At 51.1% G+C, this 425-nt stretch carries 1 protein-coding gene; it reads right to left on the reverse strand.

The window, feature by feature from the left end; all coding sequences use genetic code 11:
* The coding region (locus tag C1I98_RS46710) for a hypothetical protein (protein ID WP_146607977.1) at positions 1–394 on the reverse strand (394 nt) is incomplete at its 3' end.
* Positions 395–425 lie beyond the last annotated feature (31 nt).

Here is a 425-nt window from a genome sequence, read left to right on the forward strand (position 1 = left end):
CCTTCGAAACGGTATCCGTAATTGCAACGGATGAGTTAACCGTTCCATCGGAATTCAACACAGCGGCCGAATTACTTGCCAATGCGGAAGCGACCTGGCTTGCGTCCGTCACGACGTGTGACGCCATGCTTGACGCCATACTCTTGGCCACACTAGATGCCAATGATGACATTGCGGCACTATCTAGTCCACCAACGGCTGACGCAACCGAACTCGCGATTTCACTGGCAACCGAACTTGCAACCGAACTTGCAACGGCCGCACCAACGGCGGCTGACTTGTTCAACGTAAAGTCATCGGCAGCCTTACCAACGGCCGAATCAATCGCGTTCAACAAGTTATTTCCTGTCGTCGTATCCAAATTACCACGACCTGAACTGTCCTTGGTGTTCATTTGCTCATTCACATTGTTACGAATATCAGCA

The organism is Spongiactinospora gelatinilytica, from assembly GCF_003236385.1.
Taxonomy (GTDB): Bacteria; Actinomycetota; Actinomycetes; order Streptosporangiales; family Streptosporangiaceae; genus Spongiactinospora; species Spongiactinospora gelatinilytica.